The organism is Streptomyces sp. NBC_01591 (assembly GCF_035918155.1).
Lineage (GTDB): Bacteria > Actinomycetota > Actinomycetes > Streptomycetales > Streptomycetaceae > Streptomyces.
Genome location: NZ_CP109328.1, coordinates 1,049,885 through 1,066,550 on the forward strand (window position 1 = coordinate 1,049,885; position 16,666 = coordinate 1,066,550).

Below are 16,666 nucleotides of genomic sequence, written 5' to 3' on the forward strand. Positions count from 1 at the left end.
GGCGGGTGGCAACCGATCCTGGTATGCCCAAGCCAATAGACCCGAAGTACACCCAGGGCGAGACGGAGTGGTCCGGCCCCGGCTTCGTCCGTTGGCTCGCCGCCGACTACCCCGACCTCGCACACCTAACCCCGCACCTTCTGCGGCCCGCCGGCCAGGTGGAGTCGAAGTACATCGGCGGCCTGTACGGCAAAAACGAGCCCGAGCTGCGCGAGGAGCACTTCGCCGGCCACTGGCGCACCGGCTACGGACGTCTGGCCGTGGTCTATCCGCGTCACCACGCCTTCAGCCCCCGCCGGGCGCTGGAGCACCTGTCCCAGGCGGACACGGTCGTCATGGTCCACGCCGACTGGAGCATCTACGGGCTGCCCAACCTCGTTGCTGTCGACCGCGCCCGGCCGGAGCTCGAATACGAGCCGAGGTGGTCGGAGGTGGCCGCCCACGTCGGCGCTCCGGTGCCGTGGTGGCCGGCGGACCTGCGACGCCGGGAACACCTCACCACCTGGTCCCCGGGCAAGAAACCGGCGGCAGTGGAAGTGGTGACCTGGCCGTCGTGGGAGCCGCTCTACGACATGGCCCTGCGGGAGGCACAGGGCACGCCGGTACGGGTCGCCTGCTTCTCCCTCGGCCACGAGATGCGCCGCCGCGCGGTCGAGCACGTCGACTGGGAGATCGGCCAGATGAACGGGGACGACGACTCCGACTCCTCCGCCTTCGCCAAGCGCCGGGCGGCGCAGCGCGACTCCATGGTGATCCCGGCCTTCCCCGACCGCACCGATCCCGGCGCGAGCGAGGCCGAAGACGAGGAGTCGATCCGCGAGGGCGTGGCACAACTGTGGCGGCGCACCGACGAGCTGGCCGTGGAATGTCTGGAACAGATCGCCATGTGGAGCGGGGCGTACATGCCGTTCGGCGGCTCCTTCTCGGTGAACACCGCGGACGCCACCCCCGCCGGACGGGAATGGGTCCGACGCGTACAGAAGAGCGAACCGACAGCCATTCACCAGGTGTGGGAAAGCGAGATCAAGGAGGTCACCGGCACCTTCACCGACCCCGTCACGGGCGCCCCGGTCATCACGAAAAAGGGCTACTACATGTTCCGGCCCAGTGACGAAGTGACCTTCCACTCCTACGCTCCCCGCCGGCAGCGAGATCAAGGAGGTCATCCTGGACAACCCCATCTGGGTCCGCGTCCAGGACGGCACGCTCTACCCGGCCCCGACGATGGACGCCCCCGGCCTGTCCTGGGGCTACACCGGCTCCGGCCCCGGCGCCCTCGCCACGCTGATCGGCCGCCTCCTGGACGACGGAGCCGCCCACGCCCTCACCTACGGCGACAAAGGCGACGTACTGAACGGCGAACCCAAACTGGAGAAGTTCCTCCAGCTCAAACACCAGACCGGCACCCGCCTCAACCGCCGCCTGCTGGAAAACGTACGGGCAAACGGACCGGACAACCTCAGCCTCCTCACCCGCCTGCGCCTCGGCCGACCCGATCCCTCCTGACACATCCGCTCCGTAGCCCCGAGAAGGCCGGCCACGCGGGATCGTGGCGGCAAGGACGAACGCGGCGTCCGTCCCGGGCACATCCCCGGGACGGGCGCCGCCGTTACTCCGTCACGCCGTGGCCCACTCCAGGCCGGGGCCGCCCAACTGGTGAAGCTTGACGGCGGAGAGCTTGGCGAGCGGCAAGCGTGTCCCCGCCGAGGTCCTCAAGGCAGCCCGTCTCCGCGACAGCCAGACCAAGCGGACCAAAGTCCTGGCGGTACTGCACGACATGGTTGCCCGCGGCGAGCCCGTCACCTTCGCGGCCGTCGCCAAGACCGCCGGGGTGTCCAACTGGCTGGTCTACGCCGAGGGCGTCCGTGAGCACATCGACGCCGCCCGTGCCCGGCAGGCCGTGCACCCGCCGAAGCCCAGCACAGGGGCTTCCGTCAGCTCGGCGGGCTTGAAGACCGATCTGGCGCTGGCTCGCCAGGAGATCACCGCACTGCGGGAGGAGCGGGACAAGCTCAAGGACGCCGTGCGACGACAGCTGGGGCAGCAACTCGACCAGGTCGGCACGGGCGAGCTGGTGGCCCGCATCGACGAGCTCAGCCGCCAGAACGCCGAGCTGACCGCCGAGAGAGACGCGCTGACTCGGGGCAAGGCCGAGCGGGAGGAGAAGCTTGCCGAGGCGGAGGAGGACCGGGACGCGGCTCGCGCGAGCCTGCGCAGGATGATGCGCAGGAAGAACACCAACCCGGATGTCCCCGAAGCCGGATGAGCCCTGTCATCGGGCGGAGCCGGTTCCCGCCGCCGAGTGGGAACGCCCTCGCAGAGCACCTCGTCACAATTTCTCTGAGCTGCGGTGATGTCCCACAAACCGGAGCCGGTGGCGGTCTACCGCCTGGCTCGCGGCCCGGAATCGCGGTTGCTGACCAGATCACTCCGTTACGGGCAGGCACTCGGCGAGCAGGTCGATGACGTCGTGCCAGGCGCGCTGCGCGTGCTGTGGGTGGTAGCCGACGCCGGGGACCACGGGGTGGTCGACCGGCGGGTGGTGGAAGGCGTGCAAGGCGCCGCCGTAGACCACGAGGCGCCAGTCGACGCCCGCGGCCTGCATCTCGGCGGTGAACGCCTCCCGTTGCGCGGGCGGCATGATCGGGTCTTCCGACCCGACCCCGGCCCACACCGGGCAGCGAATGCGCGCCGCCTCGCCCGGTCGGCCCGTGGTCAGTGCGTTGACTGTCCCGATCGCGCGCAGGTTGACGCCATCGCGCCCGAGTTCCAGCCCGACGGCGCCCCCGGTGCCGTAGCCGACGGCGGCGATCCGGTCGGGGTCGGTCCGCGGTTCGGCGCGCAACACGTCGAGAGCCGCATGGCCGATGCCCCGCATCCGGTCGGGGTCGGCGAGCAGTGGCATGCAACGGGCCAGCATCTCCTCGGGGTCACCCAAATAGCGCCCGCCGTGAAGGTCGAAGGCCAGCGCTACGTATCCCAGCTCGGCGAGAGCATCGGCCCGGCGGCGCTCGACGTCGCTGAGCCCCGTGCCCTCTGGTCCGAGCAGCACCGCGGGCCGGCGGTTGACACCGGCCGGGAGTGCGAGGTGCCCGATCATCGTCAGACCGTCGGCCGGGTACTCGACTGTGCGCGTTGTAATCGTCGTCATGGGACTGGACCGTAGTGATCGTCGAGCCCGGTCGGGCCGGTGTTCACCGCTGGCAGAACGGCGCGGGTGTGCCTCTGAAATGCGGCGATGGCTCACAAGATCCGTCACAAACCCCGTTCCCGCGGGGGCATCGACGCCCAGCAACATGCCTAACTTCCCTTAACAAGCAACAAGGGCCTGAACTGAACTGTGACCGGGCCCTGGTCGCGTTCTGGATCTCTGCCGGAGTAAGGGCTTCGGAGCTGATCGGCATTCGCCATTGCGACGTCGCCCCTGGCGAGCAGTTGATCAGTGTGGTGCGCAAGGGTTCCCAGGCGGTGCAGCAGGTGCCGGCATCGGCGGACGCTATGGCTGCGCCTGTATCAGCAGGAGGTACACGGCGAAGTGCCGCGCGGTCGCAAGCAGCCGCTGTGGTGGACGCTGCGGCGCCCCTATCGCCCGTTGACCTATCACGGCGCCCATCGCATGTTCGAGCGGGTCAACACCTCGCTCGGAGCCGACTGGACACTTCATGATCTGCGGCACAGGGGTTTCCCCGGCAGCGGCCCGCTCCCGCTCCACCACCACCCCGACCACTGTGCCCGAGAGCCGGCCCCGGCCGAAGCCGCCGTCCCCGCCCACCGGCAACAGGGCGCGCCCACCAGGGCGCGGGACGCGGCCGGTTGGTGATGGCCGGCAGGCAGCGCCGTACCGGCGCCGGCGTGCTGGCGGGGACGGTGCTGGCCCGGCTCCTCGCACACGGCAAGTTCCGGATCCCCACCGCCCCGCCGGACCGGCCACGTCCGATAAGGGTGACGTGCTACCGGACAAGGGCACTAGAGTCCTGGCATGCGCATCGCAGGCCCTCTCGACGAGCTCCCCGACACCAATTTGAGTTTGGCTGTGGTCAGTCAGCTGATGGAAGCGGGCACGCTGCCGCTCTTCCAACCCCCGGTGCCTGAAGGCGCGCATGTCTGCATGGATGCGTGCGATGCCGTCTGCGAGGAGTGGCTCGACGGCCTCGACAGCTTCGACTACCGACAGGACGTGGCCGACGCCCTGCTCGGACTGCCCGTCACCGAAGCCCAGTGCGCCACCGTACGGGAACTGAAGTGGCACACCTCCTCGAAGGCCATTGCCCTGGTCTGGAGCGAGTGGGGCGGCGAGTGCGAGGAGTTCCACATTCGCGCACTCGACGGCATAGGCGCGGCCCTTCCCGGCCTGGAAGCACTGCATCTGGAACTGACCGAGGTCACCGACCTAACGCCCCTGACCTCCTGTGACCGGCTCCGTGCGCTTACCCTGGCCGGGGGTTATGACGACGAGACCGACCTCGCGCCTCTCGCCGGCACCCGCATGCTGACCTCGCTCGCAATGCGCTCCAAACGAGTGGAGGACCTGCGCCCCCTGAGCGGCCTCCCGCTGGAGCACGTCTCCCTCGACGGGTGCCACGACGGCAACGGCCACCACGTGATCGACCTCGCACCACTGGAGCACATCACATCCCTGCGCACGCTCCGCTACCGCCGCTTCGCCCGCATCCGCGGGGACGAGCACCCGGCCCTTTCCGCATTCGGCAACGCCCGGGTCATCGACAGCCTCGCTGCACGCGGTGTCGACCTCAGCTTCGACTGGTGACACGCTGCAGAGCAGCCTGACCGGATCGGGCGGGGCCGGCCGGTGACCGCGCCGGCCGACGTTGCCGCCAGATCGCGGGGCAATCAGACGAGTGACCAGCTCATCGGGCTGACTCGCTGCTGATCTTCATTGGCCTGGTGACCCTCGATGTTCCCGGGGCCCTGGCTGCGATCTTTCGGTTTTGGGGAGGTGGGGTGAGAGGCAGCCTTCCCCGAGGACGCGTACGGATGCGAGGAAGGCCCGGTGCACGCGGTGTCCGGTTGCGTCGATGCCGTTGGCGAACTGGCGCAGGACCTCGCGCCGCTCGGTCGCGAGGTGGTCGCCGCACAGCCATGCCGACCAGACGCGGTCCGGGGGGTGCCCCTATCTGTTTCGTCAACCCTGTCAGGGTCGGTTCGTGGGAGTTGGTGCTGGTTTTTGGGAACGTCCCGCGAAGCGGGACGTTCCCGGCGGATCGGGTGCCTGATGGGCAGCCCGGTGGCCGGCACGGCGGGGGTGGCCGTGCCGGTGCGCGCGTGATGGGGTCAGGAAGGGAGGGGCGGTGGTGCTGTCAGGCCGCGAGGCCGATGTCGCCGGGGGTTCGTGGTTCGTAGAGGGCCCCGGTGCGGATCATTGCGTGGATGACGTTCACACGTTGGCGGGCCAGGCGGAGGATCGCTTGGGTGTGGGTCTTGCCGCGTGCGCGTTGACGGTCGTAGTAGGTGCGGGAGGAGCGGTCGGATTTGCAGCCGATCGCGGCGAACGCGGCCTGGAAGAGGGCGCGTTTGAGGAGTCGGTTGCCGCGGTGGGGTGCGTGCTCGCCACGGATGGAGGTGCCCGAGGACTTGGTGGCGGGGGCGAGTCCGGCGTAGGAGGCGAGGTGTCCTGCGGTGGGGAAGGTGGTGCCGTCGCCGATGGCGACGATCACGGCGGCGGTGGTCCTGACGCCCATGCCGGGCATGGAGGTCAGGAGGTGGAAAAGAGGGAGGGCCTCCAGCAGGGCGGCGATCTCCTGCTCGGCCTGGCGGCGCTGGGTGTGGGCGGCGGCGAGCTGGGCGGCAAGTCCGGGCACGATCAGCGCGCTGGCCTCGGTGCCGGGCACGATGACGGTCTGCTCGGCAAGCGCGTCGAAGATCTCCGCGGTGAGGTGGTGGGCCTTGCGCGAGCCGTGCGCCTTGAGCAGGGCCTCGCAGCGGGCGTGGCCCAGTTTCTTCAGCCTGGCCGGGGAGCCGTGCCGTTCAAGGAGGGCCAGGATGTAGGGGTAGCCCAGCCGGGGGCCGACCACCCGCTCCAGGGTGGGATGGATCTGGGAGAGCAGGCCGCGCAGCCGGTTGGAGGTGCGGTTGACCTCGCCGGCCAGGTCGTTGTCGTAGCCGGTGAGCATGGTCAGCTCGGCCAGCTTCTCGTCGTCGCGGTCCACCGCGCGCAGGGTGTGCGGCATGGTCCGGGCGGTGTCGGCGATGACGAAGGCGTCGCGGGCGTCGGTCTTGGCTTCGCCCGGGTAGAGGTCGGCGGCCCGGCGCATCGAGAGTCCCGGCAGGTAAGCGACCCGGCAGCCGGTCGCGCGGGCCACGGTCAGTGGCAGCGCGCCGATGTTGGCGACCTGGTCCACGATCACCAGGACGGTGCCGAACTTGGCCCTGAGCTTGTCGAACAACTCCCGCAGGCGGGCCTCGGTGTTGGGCAGCTTCTTGTCGTGGACGGTCTTGCCCTGCCCGGTCAGGCCGCGGGCGTGGTGGAACTCCTTGCCCAGGTCCAGGCCGAGGAACAGACCTATGCCGGAGATATCGATGACGGTGTCGGCCATGCGCGATGCCCCTCTTCGGTCGTGCCTTTCGCATCCGTCCCGGCCGTCCCTGCGGCACCACACGCCGGCAACCACGTTACGCAGACATCCCGCCCGTGAAGAGGTCCGGCGTTGCACCGGACCAGGCAGTCGTCAGGCCCCTCATCAGCGGTCAAGCGGTGCCCCGAAGCCCGGCGGCAACACCCCCCAGGTCATCGACTTCGACAGGGGGCACACAGCCATACCGGACCCGGGGGCCAGGCGCCCCATTTCGGGGCCACAGAAAAGGTAACGGGGCTGTGGCGGCCGGCCTCCAGCTCGTACAGCTCCGCGTCGATCGACGTAGCAGACCCCCACGCGGACCGAGAAGTCCATGGGCGTCTCCGCTGGGCCGACCTGCAGCACCACCGCGGTTGGTACATACCCGACTGGGTCTCCTCGGCGGTGCTGGCCTCTCTGTGGGCCTTTCCCGCACCACCACTGCGGCGTCTCTCCGATCCTCGGGCAGATCCACTGTGACGGGGGCGTTTCTGCGAGTTCGTTCCGCAGCATCACTGCGGCGCCGACTACCGACGCAGCCCTGGGCGCCGGCCGCACGGCGTCTCTGCGGGTTGGTCCCGCAGCACCACTACGGCAGATAGATCGTTAGCGCGGTGAACCCGTGGGCCACCGGGTGTCTCTGCGGGTTCGTCCCGCAGCGCCACTGCGGCACCCGGTCCGCTGACGCCCGCCTTCTCGACGGCCGGAGCGTCTCTGCGGGTTCGTCCCGCAGCACCACTACGGCGGCTCCTACCGACGCCGCCATGGACGCCAGTCGCACGGCGTCTCTGCGGGCTTTTCCCGCAGCACCACTACGGCTGGCGGTCGTTGTCGATCAGGGCGAGGCCTGGGAGCGTGACGAGTTGGGTGACCTCGGTGAGGAGACCCATGAGCAGTACGCGCTGCGGGACCAGGCTGGTGATCTGGCACTGATCGGTCTTGTGATCTCGGAGCGTGGCCGCTGGGAGGGTGAGGGGGTCGTGATCGGCCTGGATGTCGTCTTCGCGGGGGCAGCCGTGCGGGCGTCGCTGTAGTCAGGCCGCGGCGGCCACCACCATCGGGACGATGGCGAAGAGCGGAAAGTTGCCCTGCGGCGTCGGCAAGGGAACGGTTGGATGACGGTGAAGGTCGTCGGGAGGGACGGATGGGTCGCTGAGGAGGTGTGGGGATCGTCCGGGCCCGCCGAACCGAGGGCCAGGCCGAAACCCCGGACGAGTGACGGACGGCTGGGTGCCGTTCCGCAAGGGCCCGCGCCCTGAGTAGGGTCCTCGCGAAGCCGGCAGCGCGCCGGTCTGGACGTGAAGCTCACCGGCCACTCCGCCCGCCGCGGACACTCGTCACGGCGGGGCATAAGCCCGCCAAGCGCACCGGAAGCTGCGCAAGCAGGGTGGCTGGGCACCGGACTCGCCGGTCTTCTGTGAGTACCTCGACGAGGGCTGAACGCTGGGAGGACACTGCCACCGGGGCATCAGGGTGCAGTCCACCGGTGGCGGCGACGCCGCCCGTGGAACCGCCCGGGGAATGTCGACGACCAAGTAGTGGGGCTACGCGAGCCCCAGGAACATCAAGCCGCCGCTGGCGGACCAAGGTGCCACGATCTTGCGGTGGCCGGCCCAGGAGCAGGAGTGAGATATGCGTTGCGTTAACTGTGGACAAGAGACTGAGTATGAACACCAGCCCCTCATGGGGGGCTCACCGGAGATAGGGTTGGTGCACGTCAGCAGCGGTATGATGGCCTGTTTTCCGGAGCGTGGTCCGGCAAGCCCGTTTGTCGAAGCTCCGGTGCCACCGCACATCCGCCGCTTTCTGGAGCAGAGACTGCGGTTGCCTCCGCCGCCACCACCCGGATTCCTGATCGAGGAGGACGGGCCCGGTTCGGGGGCTTGCAGTCCAACGGCACTGTGACGTCCGTGTCAGCGGGCTGCCCCAGCCGTCGGGACCCGGACCGTAACCCTGGCAGGTTCTCTTCGATCTCCGTGGCCGGGCCGGGGCTGTGCTGCGGGTAGCGCAGGCGCGAGCCGGCCGGGCCGTTTTGGCGGTGTGCCGATCACCGGTGTCACGATGCTGGTCCGTCTCACGGGCCAACTCGCGTACCCCCGCCCCCGTCGGCTCCTGTGGGTTCTTAGCTAATTAGGGTGCAACCGCGGTCCTCGGGGATTGGTGATCGGTGATCGTGCGGTGGTGTTTGGCCGATCAGGCGCGGTCGTGGAGAGTGACCTGGTAGCCGTCGGGGTCGGCGAAGGTGAATGTCCGGCCGAAGGGGCCGTCGATTGGTGCGGAGACGATGGTGTGACCGTCGGCGACGAGAGCATCGTGGATGGTCTGGACGTCGGTGGCGTGGAGCCAGATCGCGGCACCGATGCCGGGCTGAGCAACGGATGCGAGATCGGTGCCGGGAACGACGTCGCGGAGTGCGAACGCGATCGGCTTCGTCTCGAAGACGACGGCGTGCGGAGGTCCGGCCTGCGAGCGGACGAGGCCGAGGTACTGCTCGTAAAACGCCTGCGAAGCGTCGAGGTCGCGCGCCTGGAGCGAGATGAAGTCGGGGCCGGTGGCGGGCATGACGATGCTCCTTCTTTACGTGTCAGTATTCTGACACAGGTCAATCTATGTCAGAATGCTGACATGAATCAAGACGGTGTCGGCGTCGACCTGGAGACGTCACTGGGCTACCTGCTGAAAGAGGCGTCGAGCGCCCTCCGCGCAGCCATGGAGGAGGTGCTGCGGCCGCTCGGGATGAGCGTGACGCACTACTCCTGCCTCGAGCTGCTGGCTCAACGGCCGGGCTTGTCGAACTCCGAGCTCGCGCGTGGCGCGTTCGTGACACGGCAGTCGATGAACGTGCTGCTCCAGGCCCTGGAACGAGACGGCTACGTGACCAGGCCCGCGGAGGCACCCGTCGGGAAGGTTCTTCCCACGCGGCTCACGCCTCGCGGCCGACGGAGCCTCGAGAAGGCGACCGTAGCGGTCCGGTCCGTCGAGGTCAGAATGCTGGCCGGCATGACCGAGACCGAGCAGTCAGGCGCGTTCCGAATCCTGCAGAGCGTGATCCATTCCCTGCGCGATGGCAACGACGGTGCATAGCTCGTCCCCGGCGCACGTCTCGTCGGCGGAGACGGAACTGGTCGTGGAGGTGCTGGCCGGGTCCGCCCGGCACGGCACCCTCACCGTGATCCGGATGAGGTAAGGGTGCCGTCATCTTGGTGTGGTCGGTGGCCGGAACCCGGTGGACCGACGGTACTCACCCCATGAGTTCTACCGGCGGTAGAACTCATGGGGTGAGCAAACCGACGAGCATCAAGACCAGCGAGGAAGTACGCGACCGGCTGCGGGTTCTCGCCGACGAGCGCGGCACCACCATCACCGAGCTGCTGGAAGAGCTCGCCGGTCGCGAGCTCACGGAAGCCGAGCGTGAGCAGCGTGCTGTTGAGGCTGCCCGTGAGCTCGGTATCGAGTACACCGAGCAGGTCCAGCAAGTCGGGCAGGATGCCTGGGCGAGGATCCGCGCGCATCAGGGCGGCGCTGCCGCGTGAACCTGACGGTCGTCTTGGACCACACTGCTCTGGCTGCTCTGTGTCGTGCGGATCCCTTCTTCACCGGCCTGTACATCGAAGCCTCGCGTGGTACCGGCCGCGTCATCGTCCCGTCGCTGTCGGTTCTTGCTGCGGAGCGGCAGGTCACGGGTGCGGGCCGGCATGCGGCGTCCTTGCGGTTCGCGGAGAACGTCCCGTTCACCGCGGCCCACGCGGTGGGCGCGATGGACTGGAGGAACGTGGACTGGCCGGTGGCGCACGCGGCTGCGATCGCCTGGCACGCGGTGAATGCAGGGGAGCCGCTCACGGTCCTGTCGCTGGAACCCGAGCTGTACGCGGGTACCGGTATCACTCCGCTGAACCCCACCTGACACCTGGGCGAGGCGCCGCGGTGGGTTCCGGTTCAGTCCAGACGGTCGTAGGCGCCCGGCTCCCAGTCGGCGAACAGCGTCAGCGCCTCCGCTGTCTCGGTACGTTCCGGCGCCGTGGACGTGGCCGGCCACCAGTTCTCAACCTGATGCGCGTCCACGAGAACGAAGTCCCGCTATCCGCCGAAGTCGCAGGGATCGCCTGCCACGCCGATGTGGATGGGCGCGTCATCGGGCAGGCCTTTGAGCGCGTCGCGAAGCTGCGCGGCATTCCAGACCTGCGGGGTGTGCTCGAAGACGTCGGTCATGGGCGCAGAGTGCGGGATACAAATATGCCGGAAGCGATCGCGGTGCACCGGCGGCTCGACACGACGATTTCCGAGCGCCACCACGATCGAGTGCGGATCAAGTCGAATCTGGCCTCGCTGCTCGCCGCGAAGGCCGAATTGGACGGAGACGTCGAGATTGGCAACGAGGCCATCGAGCGTGGGCGGGAGGCCGTCGAACTCACCCCCGAGAACAGCCCCATGCGCGCGCTTCGCCTCTCCAACGTCGCGGCCGCACTCGCCATGCTGGGGGAACTCACCTCCGACGGCGCCGTCCTCACCGAGGCGGCAGACCAGCTTCGGGAGGTCGTCGATCGCGCGCCGGACGGCTCCGAACTGCATTGCTCAAGCCTGATCGCCCTCGGTCGTTGCCTGGTGAAGACCGCTGCCCTCGGTCCAGGCGACGACGAGCCAGCCGAAGCGATCGCTGTCCTGCGCCTGGCCGTCGGCCTCACAAGAAAAGAGGACGCCCTCCGCCCGGCGGCACTGGCAGAACTCGCCACAGCTCTGAAGCAGGGCAAGCACAGCACCGAGGCGGCCATTCCGGAAAGCGCCACGGTGGCCGCGAAGATCAGTGCCAGCCGCAGCGGGCCGATGCGGTGTTCGCGCCGCAGACGGATGACCTGTTCCTCGACGGCGACGGGGTGCGCAGGGGCTGGTGATGCGGGCAGCTGGAGCGGTCCTCCATTCCTGCCGGGCCGTGTGCTCGGTAGCGGCCGGCCCACCGGGGCCGCGGTGGTGTGTCAGTAATGCGTCAGGGGTCAGTTTGCCCGCTCGCGCCATTGCGCGGAGTTGCCCTGCACCTCGGCAATGCTCGGGTGACGCACGGCGTCCAGCCTGTCATCGGCGAGAAGATCGGCAATCAGGGCCGCAGGCCCGAACACCTCCGTGGCGCTCAGGTCCCAGTCGGTCAGGACGAACCAGGAACCCTCCACGGGCCACCAGTGCGCGGGGAACTGGATGCCTGTGCTTCGGTCGGGCCATGTGCTGGCATCGTGGTGAGCCAGTGCCTCATCCAGTCGGCCCCGGCGGGCCGGGATCGGCCGGCCGATGTCCTCGATCGCCGCCTGGGCCCAGTAGCACTCCGTGCGATGGCCTTCTGGGCTGTGGCGGGCGAGGATCTCGACCAGGTGAGTCAAACTGTCGCGGTCGATCTCCCCAATGTCCGGCCTCTCAAGGTCTTCGGGCAGGTCCAGCCCCTCAAAGACCCTGAAGGAGGGAGTGAACTGCCAGTCCTCCAGGCGTTTGCCGACGTGCGCCAGCACGTCGTTCCAGCGAGCTCGTTCCCCCTCACTGTGACGGCGTGCAGGACCCAGCAGCGGTCCGGGAAACCCTCCTGGGGCTCGTAGCCCGAGACGGCCTCATCTCTGTCAAGGACCGGACGCATGCCGCCCAGCGAATCGTCATCCGACACCAGCTCCAACACAGAATCCCTCGAGACTTCGATCACGCATATGACGTTCTGCAACCAGCCGAGGTTAGGTGACAAGCTCAGTCCGGGTTCGGGAAGAGGGATTCCGGGTGGTCTGAAGGCGGTAGGACTCGGTCCCGGTCTGGATCAGCGTGCAGCGGAAGGTGATCCGGTCGGCGATGGCCGCGCAGAGGCGGGCGTCGTCGAAGATCTTGTCCCACTCGGTGAACGGCGAGTTCGTGGCGACTGCGGTGGCCTTGCGTTCCTCGCGCTCGGTGAAGATCTGGAACAGCAGCTTCGCGCCCTTGCGGTCCAGGTTGAGATATCCGAACTCGTCCAGGCAGAGAAGATCGATCTTGCTGTCGCGGTGCCGATACCGATCAGCAAGTGGGACTTGCCGGTGCCGCTGTCGCCGATCAGCACCGCCGGGCGGCCCTCGCGCACCCAGGTCGGGGACTTCAGGTCCGCGACGACTTCCGGGGTGACATTGGGGTTCTTCGCGAAATCGAAGTCCTCCAGCCGCTTGGGACGCGGGAACGGCCAGCCGCAGCAGCCGCTGCTGGCGGCGAAGGTCCCGGTCGGCGAGTTCGACCTGCAGCAGGTCCAACAGGAACTGCTTGTAGGTGGCCTGTTCGCGCCGGGCGGTCGAGGCCAGGTCGATGAACCGCTCGCGGAACGCCGGCAGCCGAAGCTTCCGGCATGCCTCATCGATGAGCATGTCCTCCGGGTCGCCGGGCAGCGACATCCTGCGTCCTGTGGCTCTGGCCGCTGCCGCGGCCGGTGACCGGGCTCAACAGCCGGTCGTACTTGGTCATGTCGGGGAGTGCCTGGCGTGGATCGGGCGGCAGGCGAGGGGCGTGCAGGGAGATCACCCGGGCTCCGTCGTCCGCGGGATGGAGGAGGCTGTCAGCGCCTGCTGATATGCATGAGCCATGACCGTATTCCGTGATTTCAACTTCAAGCTCCTCGTCGTCGAGAAGCTCATGTACTGGGACGAGACGCTGACCCCGGCCTTCAGCATCGAGGAACACATGCGGGCGCGCGGTGTCGAGGACCTCGAAACCTACGTCGAGGAGAATGAACTGGAGTACACCGTCCTCGACGAGGCCCGCGCCTACTTCGAGGCGCTCGAGATCCCGGCCGAACTGCTCGCCACGGTGGACGAGTTGACGTTCGACGGCGGGCACCAGGTCTTCATTGAGTGCGCTCCGGTCTGGGACGGCGAGGACGACCTCTTCGACCTGCACAGCCTCGACGATCTCGATCTGCTGCCGAACCTCAAGCTCTTCACCGGGGGGCGGGCGCTGAAGCACATGATCCCTGAGGGGCCGGAGATCCTAGCGGCCAGAGATATCACGATGCGCTAGTCTTCTGAGTCAGGAATTCTGTTCAGATGTGTAGGCTTGCCCTATGGCACGGACGGGGCGGCCGAAGGCCGAGTTGACGTTGTCGGACGAGGAGCGGGCCGCTCTCGAGGGGTGGGTGCGGCGCCGTTCGACACCGCAGGCGTGGGCCCTGCGGTGTCGGATCATCCTGGCCTGCGCCCAAGGTGCCTCGAACAAGGACGTGGCCGCTCAACTCGGTTCCACACCCCACGCGGTGGGCCGCTGGCGGGCCCGGTTCGTGCAGTATCGAATCGCCGGGCTGGGTGACATGCCGCGTCCGGGTGGCCCGCGGACAGTGACGGACGAGCAGGTGGCCGCGCTGGTCACCAGAACACTGGAGTCCACGCCGAAGAACGCAACCCACTGGTCGACGCGTTCGATGGCGAAGGAACTGGGCCTGTCGCAGTCGACCGTGTCGCGGATCTGGCGGGCGTTCGGCCTGCAGCCGCACCGCTCGGAGACGTTCAAGCTGTCGACGGATCCGTACTTCATCGACAAGGTCCACGACGTCGTCGGCCTCTACCTGGACCCGCCTGAGAGAGCTTTGGTGTTCTGCGTCGACGAGAAGTCGCAGATCCAGGCCCTGGACCGCTCTCAGCCGGTGCTGCCGATGATGCCCGGGGTTCCGCAGCGGACCACCCACGACTACGTACGCGCCGGCACCACCACCCTGTTCGCCGCTCTGGAGGTCGCCACCGGCAAGGTGATCGGTTCCCTGCACCGCCGCCACCGCGCCGAGGAGTTCAAGAAGTTCCTCATCAAGCTCGACAAGGAAGTCCCGGCCGGCCTCGAGGTCCACCTGGTGCTGGACAACTACGCCACCCACAAGACCCCGGCGATCAAGACCTGGCTGCTGGCACACCCACGGTTCCACCTGCACTTCACACCCACCGGATCGTCCTGGCTCAACCTGGTGGAGCGATGGTTCGCCGAGCTGACGAACAAGCAGATACGGCGAGGCGTCCACAGATCTGTCCAGGCCCTGGAGAAGGACATCCGGACCTGGATCGCCGCGTGGAACACCGACCCCAGGCCCTACGTCTGGACCAAGACCGCAGAAGAGATCCTCGAACGCCTCGCCAGCTATCTGAACAGAATTCCTGACTCAGAAGACTAGGGTGCGTTTCAGAAGTGGATCTTGATGTGTCAAGATCCACTTCGTGGGAAGGCATGATCTGACGAATGCGCAGTGGGCGAAGCTGGAGCCGCTGCTCCCGGTCGGGAAGAAGCCTGGACGGCCGCCGGTGCACACCAAGCGGCAGCTGATAGACGGCATACGCTGGCGCACCCGCGCTGGTGCTCCGTGGCGGGATGTGCCCGAGCGGTACGGCCCGTGGGAGACGGTCTATGGCCTGTTCCGGCGCTGGCAGCGGGACGGCACCTGGCACCGCGTCTTCGAGCAGCTGCAGGCCCGGGCCGATGCCGAGGGACTGATCACCTGGGACGTCTCGGTGGACTCGACCGTCGCCCGCGCCCACCAGCATGCGGCGGGTGCCCGTAAAAGGGGGATCTGCAGGTCGAACGGCCAGGCGGTGTCTTCACCGAGCCCGATGACCATGGGCTCGGACGCTCCCGGGGCGGGCTGACGACCAAGCTCCACCTGGCGGTCGAGCAGGCTCAGTGCGTTGTGGCAAAGGGAGTCCCTGTTCGATGAGCGGGGGCTTCTTCGTGCTCAGAGCATGACCGTGGAGGGGTAGGGGCAGGCAGCGGACGGCTTGTTGTTGATCGAGGAGGATGCGATGCCGTCGGTGCTGGGGTTGATGGAACGGCGTGAGGCGCGGGCGAGGCAGGATCTGGAGTCCTGGACGGAGGTCCTGGAGCAGGCTCAGGCGGAGGTGAATGCCGCGCGGGAGCGTGTCGATCGGGCTCGGGTGGGGCGGGAGGAGCTCGTGTCGATGCTGGCCGAGGAGAGCGCGGTGAATACGCCGGCTTCCGTGCCGTCTGGTGGTGAGGTGGCTGCCGCTGTGGGGTCGAGCGGCTCTGGTGCGGGGGCGGGGTATGACGAGCGGCCACCGGTGTGGCGGTCGGGTATGGGTGAGGAGGTGCTCAGTGGCCTGTATCGGGAGGTGTTCGCCGCGGTGGCGGCCGCGTCGGGGCCGGTGAGCGGGGTGGAACTGGCGCGGGCGGTGGGCCGGGAGACGGAGATCAAGAACGAGGTGGAGAAGGTCCGTCACCGTGCCTATGCGCTGGAGAAGCGGGGCTGGCTGCTGCGGGAGAAGAACGGACGGTTCATGCCCGCGTGGGCAGTCGGTCGGGACGCTTCTCCGGCCAGCGCGGGGCGTCTCCGGCCAGGCGCCGGGACAGCCTGATCACGGCGGCCCACCACACCATCTGGGTGTGGTGATCGGCCCGGCGTTCGTGGTCGCGGTTGAGGCGGCGTGATCGCGAGAGCCAGCTCAGCGTTCTTTCCACCACCCACCTGCGGGCCAGTACGACAAATCCGCGTTGTCCGTCGGATCGGCGCACGACCTCGATCCGGACCCCGTGGCGGGCGAACGCCTTCGCCAGGGCCGGGCCCTGGTAGGCGCTGTCGACCCACACCAATTTCAGCAGCCGACCCGGATCGGTCATGAACGTCTCCAGCAGCGCGGGGGCGGCTTTTGAGTCGTGGACATCGGCCGTGGTCACGGTCACCTCCAGGAGCAGGCCCTCGGTGTCGGTCAGGATGTGGCGCTTACGCCCGTCACGTGATTTCCCGCCGTCGTATCCGCGACTGTCCTCGCTGACGGTTTCGGAGGCGTCCACCGACTGACTGTCGGTGATCCCGGCACTGGGCTCGGTGTTTCGGCCCTTGCGTTCCCTGGCCGTGCGACGCAGGCGTTCGTGCAGCTCACGCACGTAGTCGTAGGTCCGCCAGCGGCGAAAGAAGTCGTAGACGGCCCGCCAGTACGGAAAGTCGACCGGCAGGGCCAACCACTTGACGCCGTTGTCGACGAGGTAGCGCACGGCGTCGAGCATCTCGCGGTGGCAGTACGCCTCGGGGCGCCCACCCTGCCTGCGGAGCCAGGCCGGCACCGGCATCGCGGAGCGGACCTCGGCCCACTCCGCATCCGTCATGTCACTCGGACAGC

Annotated in this window: 16 protein-coding genes and 4 pseudogenes; 12 read left to right on the plus strand and 8 right to left on the minus strand. The window is 68.2% G+C overall.

Annotation, left to right across the window (positions count from 1 at the left end; genetic code table 11):
- Positions 1 to 23: 23 nt before the first annotated feature.
- Positions 24 to 1,667, plus strand: a complete 1,644-nt coding sequence (locus tag OG978_RS46235; RefSeq protein WP_326771019.1) for a hypothetical protein — start codon at positions 24 to 26, stop codon at positions 1,665 to 1,667.
- 11 nt (positions 1,668 to 1,678) lie between these two features.
- Entirely contained in the window at positions 1,679 to 2,266 is a 588-nt protein-coding gene (locus tag OG978_RS46240; RefSeq protein ID WP_326771020.1) for a DUF6262 family protein, read from the plus strand.
- A gap of 159 nt (positions 2,267 to 2,425) precedes the next feature.
- Here the strand turns inward: OG978_RS46240 and OG978_RS46245 are convergent, their stop codons facing one another.
- Complete coding sequence (locus tag OG978_RS46245) at positions 2,426 to 3,151, minus strand: dienelactone hydrolase family protein (RefSeq protein ID WP_326771021.1); 726 nt, start codon at positions 3,149 to 3,151, stop codon at positions 2,426 to 2,428.
- A 384-nt stretch (positions 3,152 to 3,535) separates the two neighbouring features.
- Between OG978_RS46245 and OG978_RS46250 the strand changes: the two genes are divergently transcribed.
- Together OG978_RS46250 and OG978_RS46255 are read left to right on the plus strand one after the other, a co-directional pair.
- On the plus strand, positions 3,536 to 3,820 hold the full coding sequence (locus OG978_RS46250) for a hypothetical protein (protein ID WP_326771022.1): 285 nt from the start codon (positions 3,536 to 3,538) through the stop codon (positions 3,818 to 3,820).
- Between the two features lie 159 nt (positions 3,821 to 3,979).
- Entirely contained in the window at positions 3,980 to 4,768 is a 789-nt protein-coding gene (locus OG978_RS46255; protein WP_326771023.1) for a DUF6892 domain-containing protein, read from the plus strand.
- A 550-nt stretch (positions 4,769 to 5,318) separates the two neighbouring features.
- Here OG978_RS46255 and OG978_RS46260 read toward each other — a convergent pair.
- A complete protein-coding gene (locus OG978_RS46260) occupies positions 5,319 to 6,554 on the minus strand; it encodes an IS110 family transposase (protein ID WP_326763311.1) in 1,236 nt (411 codons plus the stop codon).
- Between the two features lie 782 nt (positions 6,555 to 7,336).
- On the opposite strand from OG978_RS46260, the gene OG978_RS46265 reads away from it, so the two are divergent.
- Complete coding sequence (locus OG978_RS46265) at positions 7,337 to 7,606, plus strand: hypothetical protein (protein WP_326771024.1); 270 nt, start codon at positions 7,337 to 7,339, stop codon at positions 7,604 to 7,606.
- A 1,159-nt stretch (positions 7,607 to 8,765) separates the two neighbouring features.
- Here the strand turns inward: OG978_RS46265 and OG978_RS46270 are convergent.
- Positions 8,766 to 9,134, minus strand: coding sequence for a VOC family protein (locus OG978_RS46270; protein WP_326771025.1), 369 nt, complete (start codon positions 9,132 to 9,134; stop codon positions 8,766 to 8,768).
- Between the two features lie 63 nt (positions 9,135 to 9,197).
- Between OG978_RS46270 and OG978_RS46275 the strand changes: the two genes are divergently transcribed.
- From OG978_RS46275 to OG978_RS46285, 3 genes are all read left to right on the plus strand, one after another.
- Positions 9,198 to 9,656: a MarR family winged helix-turn-helix transcriptional regulator gene (locus OG978_RS46275; protein ID WP_326771026.1), complete on the plus strand. Its 459-nt coding sequence runs from the start codon at positions 9,198 to 9,200 to the stop codon at positions 9,654 to 9,656.
- 194 nt (positions 9,657 to 9,850) lie between these two features.
- Positions 9,851 to 10,105, plus strand: coding sequence for a hypothetical protein (locus tag OG978_RS46280; protein WP_326771027.1), 255 nt, complete (start codon positions 9,851 to 9,853; stop codon positions 10,103 to 10,105).
- 14 nt (positions 10,106 to 10,119) lie between these two features.
- Entirely contained in the window at positions 10,120 to 10,476 is a 357-nt protein-coding gene (locus tag OG978_RS46285) for a PIN domain-containing protein (RefSeq protein WP_326771028.1), read from the plus strand.
- Between the two features lie 32 nt (positions 10,477 to 10,508).
- On the opposite strand, the pseudogene OG978_RS46290 reads toward OG978_RS46285, so the two are convergent.
- From OG978_RS46290 to OG978_RS46305, 4 genes and pseudogenes are all read right to left on the minus strand, one after another.
- Positions 10,509 to 11,141, minus strand: a pseudogene (locus OG978_RS46290) (DUF6225 family protein).
- A 230-nt stretch (positions 11,142 to 11,371) separates the two neighbouring features.
- A pseudogene (locus OG978_RS46295) lies at positions 11,372 to 11,526 on the minus strand (IS481 family transposase); the annotation flags it as partial.
- 34 nt (positions 11,527 to 11,560) lie between these two features.
- Positions 11,561 to 12,064, minus strand: a complete 504-nt coding sequence (locus OG978_RS46300; RefSeq protein WP_326771029.1) for a hypothetical protein — start codon at positions 12,062 to 12,064, stop codon at positions 11,561 to 11,563.
- Positions 12,065 to 12,277: 213 nt separating this feature from the next.
- Positions 12,278 to 12,955, minus strand: a pseudogene (locus OG978_RS46305) (ATP-binding protein).
- Between the two features lie 187 nt (positions 12,956 to 13,142).
- Here OG978_RS46305 and OG978_RS46310 point away from each other — a divergent pair.
- From OG978_RS46310 to OG978_RS46325, 4 genes and pseudogenes are all read left to right on the plus strand, one after another.
- Positions 13,143 to 13,577, plus strand: coding sequence for a DUF6892 domain-containing protein (locus OG978_RS46310; RefSeq protein WP_326771030.1), 435 nt, complete (start codon positions 13,143 to 13,145; stop codon positions 13,575 to 13,577).
- 43 nt (positions 13,578 to 13,620) lie between these two features.
- Positions 13,621 to 14,712 (plus strand): IS630 family transposase, encoded by a 1,092-nt coding sequence (locus OG978_RS46315; RefSeq protein ID WP_326771031.1) that lies wholly within the window; start codon positions 13,621 to 13,623, stop codon positions 14,710 to 14,712.
- Between the two features lie 43 nt (positions 14,713 to 14,755).
- Positions 14,756 to 15,216, plus strand: a pseudogene (locus OG978_RS46320) (IS5 family transposase); the annotation flags it as partial.
- Positions 15,217 to 15,316: 100 nt separating this feature from the next.
- On the plus strand, positions 15,317 to 15,904 hold the full coding sequence (locus tag OG978_RS46325; protein ID WP_326771032.1) for a hypothetical protein: 588 nt from the start codon (positions 15,317 to 15,319) through the stop codon (positions 15,902 to 15,904).
- Here the strand turns inward: OG978_RS46325 and OG978_RS46330 are convergent.
- Positions 15,825 to 16,652: an IS5 family transposase gene (locus OG978_RS46330; protein WP_326771033.1), complete on the minus strand. Its 828-nt coding sequence runs from the start codon at positions 16,650 to 16,652 to the stop codon at positions 15,825 to 15,827. The two genes, OG978_RS46325 and OG978_RS46330, sit on opposite strands and share 80 nt — an antisense overlap.
- Between the last annotated feature and the right edge of the window lie 14 nt (positions 16,653 to 16,666).